Consider the following 6,181-nt stretch of genomic DNA (forward strand, 5'->3'; position numbering starts at 1 on the left):
CCACAATTGCTTGACACACACGATCCTTAACCATCTATTGATCGATGTGTCTTATTGTAATATAATGTACTGGTACGATAAGCACACTTGATGGGAAGTGACTTTAATTTGGAAATCATCATCAGCAATAATTCGAGCAAGCCCATCTATGAGCAAATCTCAAGCCAGATCAAAGCATTGGTGATGAGTGGAAAGCTGCAACCCGGTGACCCCATTCCCTCCATGCGTTCACTCGCTAAGATGATACATGTCAGCGTCATCACCGTGCAAAGGGCCTATGAGGATTTGCAACGTGATGGATTTATCGAAACGACTGTAGGCCGTGGAAGCTTTATATCCGCGCATCATCGCAATGTGATTCATGAAGAACACCGGAGGAAGATGCATGAACACTTGCGGTTGGCTGTGGAAGCTGCTCGTATGAGCGGAACCACATTAGACGAGCTGACAAGGTTATTAGTGATGTGTTACGAGGAGGACTGCCAATGAAATATAGTTTGGAAGTAAGCAATCTGACAAAGGCTTATCCGGGGTCAGATTTCCGTCTGGATAATGTATCGTTCGCCGTTCCGCAAGGGAGCATCATGGGATTCGTAGGCGAGAATGGCTCAGGGAAAACGACCACGATCAGTTGCATTTTGAATACCCTCAAACCGGATAGTGGCGTGATCAAGATCTTCGGTGAGGAAATGACGGATGAACGTACGGATATCCGCGATCACATCGGAGTTGTATTTGATGCCATCAATTTCCCCGAGGCGCTCACGGCTAACAAGCTGGCGTCGGTGTTTAAAGATATTTACCAGCATTGGGACGGAGGGCTTTTCCAGCATCTGCTTCAAAGGTTGCAGGTTCCGGCTGATACCAGAATCAAAGATCTGTCCAGGGGAATGACGATGAAGTTGGCTACAGCGGCAGCTCTATCCCATGGGGCGAAGCTGTTGTTGTTGGATGAGGCTACATCAGGCCTTGACCCGGTTGTCCGGGAAGAGATGCTGGATCTGTTTCTGGAGTTTGTAGAAGACGAAGAACATTCGATTCTCATCTCCTCGCATATAACCAGCGATCTGGAGAAAATCGCGGATTATATCACTTTTATACACAGCGGCAGAATCATCCTGACGGAAGACAAGGATATCTTGCTATACCAATACGGCATAGCCCGCTGCACGGAGGATCAGTTCCAAAGTCTTGATAAATCGGAATATCTATCATCCCGGAAGAGAGGATTTCAGGTTGACGTATTGATCTCGGATAAAGAAAGCTTCTCCAGGCAACACCGAGACATTACCGTCGATAACACCACCATTGATGAGATTATGCTCTTGCTGGTTAAGGGGGATCAATAGATGAGGGGACTAGTCCGTAACAACTTTTATTCCATGTCAAGCAACATCTATCTGTCTTTCATCATCGCAGCGGTTTTGGCCCTCGTGTCGGTCATCTTTCGGGAAGCCCTGTTAACATCGATGATATTGGCGGTGCAGATTTTTATTTTCGTTGTTAATACGGGAGCCTCGTTAAGGGTAGATGAAACGTCGAAATGGAGCAAATTTGAACTGACGCTGCCGATCCGACGACACACCATCGTCAGCGCTAAGTACGTGTCCTTCGCACTCCTCATACTTATGGGGATCTTGTCGAGTCTGCTTACCCTCGCGGCATGTTACGTTACGGGACTGTCGCTTGATCCGTCAATTGTCACATTCAGCTACGGATTCGGGCTGACCTTAGCAATCACATCAGCAGCCCTCATGTATCCCGTCATGCTGAAGATCGGTACGGAGAAGAATGAGCTGATTGTGTTCTTTTCCGGGTTTGTAGCGATAGGGATCATGCTGCTGCTGGCCGCGCTTCTCGCTCCGTTTACAGGAGGCATGCAGTTCCGTCATCCGCTGGTCAGCATCGTGTCTGCTTGTACGTCGGTGCTGCTGTTTATCACTTCCTACTTCGTGTCCGTTCGCATTCATCGTACGAAAGAGTTCAGGTAATCGGCCTTTCATGGAAGGGCTTCGTCGATTTCAGCCTTAGTTTGAAAGTAATTGGTCATAATAGAACAGGGCGATCTGGCTGCCAGAACCAGAACCCGGGAGAAGCGCGTGTCGCGGTGAATGCGCGAGATTGTTTTGCCTACGGCAGGCCTCGTCTCCAACTCCGGGTCGATAAACAGCATCGTATCGCTTAGATCAGCAACCAGATCGCGCATCGGCTCCAGCAATTCACGCTCGTAAACCGGGCGATTCCGCTCAAACCATTCCTTGGAGTTCTGCTCGCGTACGTCGTGCAGGAACCGGATGGTTTCTTCGGTAAAACCGCGAAACGAACGATTTGAATTCATGTACACCGACCTCCCTAGGTATATGGTTGGATATATTGAGGCAACCGTTCCACGAATAAGGAATCGAATCCCGCCGCGACGTCGAAGAGGTCCGGATACACTTGACTGAGGAAAGGTTTCTTCCACGGGAAGCCCCCTAATGGTTACGATAAGATCAACGGAAAACTGGTGCCCAACCCGATTCACGCTCCCACGATGAAAATGATCTTCGATCTGTACCTCAACAAAAATTGGGACTGTCAGAAGATTGAAAACTACCTGACAGAGCAAGGCGTACTGACTCCGCGTCAGGTTCTCGGAGTGAAGAACGAAGGCAGCATCTGGCATGAGTCGGCGGCGGGGATCATTCTGAAAAAACGCATTATACGGGCGATCTGACGCAAGGCCGATTCAAGGTCTACAATGTGGATAAAATGCACCACAAGCCGCAACATCCTTAAAAATTCGGCAACATGTGGGGGATTTTCCGGAGGTGGAACCCTGGCTGGCGATACAACAACAGCGTCTGCGATCCGCGAGTTATTCGAGGTATTGTGCACATTTTCTTTGTATCGGTTGAATCGATATCGATTGTATGTATTCTTGATTTCCAATATTTACGCGTTGACAGGGATGAACCCTGTCTCTTTAAATAAGACCATGAAAACGCTTTACTAAACCGTTTTACTAAAACGTTTTCCTAAAACGGTTTCACATCCCAAATCAAACATCCTTTTTATTGTTGACGTTAAAGGAGGGGTGCCGCTTGCCATGAAGGTTACGATTAAGGATATCGCTAAAAAATCAGGGGTATCCGTCACCACCGTATCCAGGATTATAAACAACAAATCGGAGGGGATCAGGCAGGAGACGCGTGAACGCGTCTTGCAAGTTCGACGGTTCGAGTGGATGTAGAGCGGTTGGAATATTTAAAGAATCTTGTAGAGGAATTGGTGATTGACCAAACAAGATGATGGAGGAAATTGTTTCATCGGCATCATCGTTAAGCAAAATGGCAGAAAATATACAAACAATGTTAAAACGGTTCACCGTATAAGGAAGCGTATTTACTTTGCTTTATAAGTATGTTAATATTAAGGAAAAACTAAATAAGTTTGTCGCTTATCTACTAGGGGAGTCCAATAGCTTGGACTGAGAAAAGAACGCGCTTAAGTTCTTTGACCCTTTGAACCTGATCTGGGTTATACCAGCGTAGGGAAGTAGATAGCGGGAGTGTATGCGTTTGTTGCGTACGTTTCGCTATTTGCGTTCCATCGGGTTCTCTTAGAGAACCCGATTTTTATTTCCGCATATATTCTCCTATCTCCGCCCCGCGTTTTGGTGTAACTTCAGATCCTAAATCATTATTTTAAGGGAGAGGAGTTACATGCAAAACATCAAATCTTTCATGCAATTTCCTGCGAGTAAAAAGGTGTATGTCGAAGGTTCAAGACCGGATATTCGTGTTCCGATGAGAGAAATTACGTTAAGTCCAACAAAGACAGAAACAGGAATCATCGAAAATGAACCAGTTCGTGTGTATGACACAAGCGGTCCTTACACCGATCCTGATCTTCAGCCGGACATTCAAAAAGGATTGCCGCCGCTAAGAAAACGTTGGATTTTAGAAAGGGGCGACGTTGAAGAATACGAGGGGCGTCCAGTGAAACCGGAAGATAACGGATTCCGTAATGAGAAGCAATCAGAGATTACTCTGCCTTTCGAGAGAAAGCCGCTTCGAGCAAAAAAAGGAAAAACTGTAACACAAATGCATTACGCAAAAAGAGGGATTATTACGCCGGAGATGGAATTTGTTGCGATTCGCGAAAATATAGATCCGGAAATCGTGCGTCAAGAAGTTGCCGCAGGCAGAGCGATTATTCCTTCGAATATTAACCATCCGGAAAGTGAACCGATGATTATTGGGAGTCGTTTTCATGTAAAAATTAATGCGAATATTGGCAATTCTGCAGTCACATCATCCATTGAAGAAGAAGTCGAAAAAATGCTTTGGGCGGTGCGCTGGGGAGCAGACACGATTATGGACTTATCAACGGGAAAACACATTCATGCGACACGAGAATATATTATTCGCAATTCCCCTGTGCCTGTCGGGACGGTTCCGATTTATCAAGCGCTTGAAAAAGTGAACGGCGTCGTTGAAGACTTAACGTGGGAAATTTACCGTGATACGCTCATCGAACAAGCGGAACAAGGGGTGGACTATTTTACGATTCACGCGGGGGTGCTGCTTCGTTACATACCGATGACGGTAAACCGAACGACTGGCATTGTTTCGCGCGGCGGCTCGATTATGGCGCAATGGTGTTTAGCCCATCATGAAGAAAACTTCTTATACACGCATTTTGAAGAAATATGCGAGATTTTGAAAACGTACGATATTGCAGTATCGCTTGGAGACGGGCTGCGCCCAGGCTCGATTGCCGATGCGAATGACGGAGCGCAGTTTGCTGAATTGGAGACGCTCGGAGAATTAACAGAAATCGCTTGGAAGCATGATGTGCAAGTGATGATTGAAGGACCAGGGCATGTGCCGATGCATAAAATTAAGGAAAATGTCGATAAGCAAATCGAAATTTGCAAAGGTGCGCCGTTTTACACATTAGGACCGCTTACGACCGATATCGCGCCGGGATATGACCACATTACATCCGCGATCGGAGCGGCGATCATTGGCGCGTACGGAACGGCGATGCTTTGTTACGTGACGCCAAAAGAGCATTTAGGGCTGCCGAATAAAGATGATGTGCGCGAAGGAGTGATCGCTTATAAAATCGCAGCACACGCGGCCGATTTAGCAAAAGGGCACCCGGGAGCGCAACGGCGGGATGACGCGTTATCAAAAGCGCGCTTTGAGTTTCGTTGGAACGATCAGTTCAACCTTTCGCTTGATCCAGATCGAGCTCGGGAATATCATGATGAAACATTGCCGGCGGAAGGGGCGAAAGTCGCGCACTTTTGTTCGATGTGCGGGCCGAAGTTTTGCTCGATGAAAATTTCACATGAGCTGCAAAAAACGGTGAGGGAAGAAGGGATGAAACAAAAAGCGAAGGAGTTTGTCGAAAATGGCATCTCTCTCTATCGATGATGTTCAAGAATTGCAAAAGGAAATTGCCGAATTGAAGGAGAAAATTCTTAAATTGGAACAGCAAATTGCCTATATTCAAAAAATTGCCAGCATTCATTTTTTGAGACACCGTTTATGCGTAAATGTGTCAAATGCCATTATATAGAGATTTTATATTATTAAGGGGATTGTCAAATATATAGCTAATTCATCTCCCGTTTTGCAGGTGGAAATCGGGTAATGAATTAGCCTTTTTATTTTTGCTTTTGTCATTTCTTTTAAGTTTTTTATATATATTTCATCACTAGCGTCGCATAAATAAGTTTTGAAATTTCAGATTTTATTTTTCTGGAAAATTAGCGAAAAACGAAAACACATCCGTCATACGGTCAAATCGCTCATAATCTAAGTATCCACGATTGAACACGTACAGGCATTCCTGATCATCAATGAATACCTCTAATTGACCACGATCATGTTCGATTGCGTTTGTCAGTACGGCCTTGTCGGGATAAGAAAGTCCTTTTTCCATGAATACAAGACGCAAGTGAAGCTTCACGTCCGATTTTGTTTTTCGGAACTCTGCCCATTTGTGGTTCGTCAAACTCAGTGGCAACGTACTCGAATCAATGATTTTTAGTGGCGTTGTCAGCTTTCTTCGCTTTTGAAAATGTATTTTCTCATGAATTTAAGCCCTAAATCAAGAAAAATGGATTGAAAGTGTGTGTCAAGCAATTGTGGGCAGCCTTCTAAGTTTGGTGAAAACTCATGTTTCG

At 45.5% G+C, this 6,181-nt stretch carries 8 protein-coding genes, 1 pseudogene and 1 riboswitch; of the genes and pseudogenes, 7 read left to right on the top strand and 2 right to left on the bottom strand.

Annotated elements, in window-relative coordinates; all coding sequences use genetic code 11:
* Positions 1-108: 108 nt before the first annotated feature.
* The 3 genes from PRECH8_RS10190 to PRECH8_RS10200 are packed head-to-tail and all read left to right on the top strand — an operon-like array spanning position 109 to position 1,991.
* Entirely contained in the window at positions 109-489 is a 381-nt protein-coding gene (locus PRECH8_RS10190) for a GntR family transcriptional regulator (RefSeq protein ID WP_200967009.1), read from the top strand.
* The gene (locus PRECH8_RS10195) at positions 486-1,349 is read left to right on the top strand and encodes an ABC transporter ATP-binding protein (RefSeq protein ID WP_200967004.1); all 864 of its coding nucleotides are present in this window, start codon (positions 486-488) and stop codon (positions 1,347-1,349) included. The genes PRECH8_RS10190 and PRECH8_RS10195 overlap by 4 nt, the downstream gene beginning before the upstream one ends.
* Entirely contained in the window at positions 1,350-1,991 is a 642-nt protein-coding gene (locus PRECH8_RS10200; protein WP_200967005.1) for an ABC-2 transporter permease, read from the top strand.
* An 8-nt stretch (positions 1,992-1,999) separates the two neighbouring features.
* Here PRECH8_RS10200 and PRECH8_RS10205 read toward each other — a convergent pair whose 3' ends face one another.
* Positions 2,000-2,338 (bottom strand): DUF2461 family protein, encoded by a 339-nt coding sequence (locus PRECH8_RS10205; RefSeq protein ID WP_242457534.1) that lies wholly within the window; start codon positions 2,336-2,338, stop codon positions 2,000-2,002.
* A 168-nt stretch (positions 2,339-2,506) separates the two neighbouring features.
* Here PRECH8_RS10205 and PRECH8_RS10210 point away from each other — a divergent pair, with 168 nt between their 5' ends.
* The 4 genes from PRECH8_RS10210 to thiC all read left to right on the top strand — a co-directional run bounded on the left by PRECH8_RS10210 (position 2,507) and on the right by thiC (position 5,426).
* A complete protein-coding gene (locus PRECH8_RS10210) occupies positions 2,507-2,716 on the top strand; it encodes a recombinase family protein (protein ID WP_276569106.1) in 210 nt (69 codons plus the stop codon).
* Positions 2,717-3,088: 372 nt separating this feature from the next.
* On the top strand, positions 3,089-3,232 hold the full coding sequence (locus PRECH8_RS10215; RefSeq protein WP_200967007.1) for a LacI family DNA-binding transcriptional regulator: 144 nt from the start codon (positions 3,089-3,091) through the stop codon (positions 3,230-3,232).
* Positions 3,223-3,291 carry a hypothetical protein gene (locus tag PRECH8_RS14790; protein WP_200967010.1) on the top strand — a complete coding sequence of 23 codons (69 nt, stop codon included), beginning with the start codon at positions 3,223-3,225 and terminating at the stop codon, positions 3,289-3,291. Before PRECH8_RS10215 ends, PRECH8_RS14790 begins: the two co-directional genes overlap by 10 nt.
* A 147-nt stretch (positions 3,292-3,438) precedes the next feature.
* Positions 3,439-3,553, top strand: a riboswitch (TPP riboswitch).
* Positions 3,554-3,704: 151 nt separating this feature from the next.
* Positions 3,705-5,426 carry a phosphomethylpyrimidine synthase ThiC gene (thiC, locus tag PRECH8_RS10225; protein WP_200967008.1) on the top strand — a complete coding sequence of 574 codons (1,722 nt, stop codon included), beginning with the start codon at positions 3,705-3,707 and terminating at the stop codon, positions 5,424-5,426.
* A 334-nt stretch (positions 5,427-5,760) separates the two neighbouring features.
* Here thiC and PRECH8_RS10230 read toward each other — a convergent pair.
* A pseudogene (locus PRECH8_RS10230) lies at positions 5,761-6,181 on the bottom strand (hypothetical protein); the annotation flags it as partial.

Origin of the sequence: Insulibacter thermoxylanivorax, assembly GCF_015472005.1 — a bacterium.
Lineage (GTDB): Bacteria > Bacillota > Bacilli > Paenibacillales > DA-C8 > Insulibacter > Insulibacter thermoxylanivorax.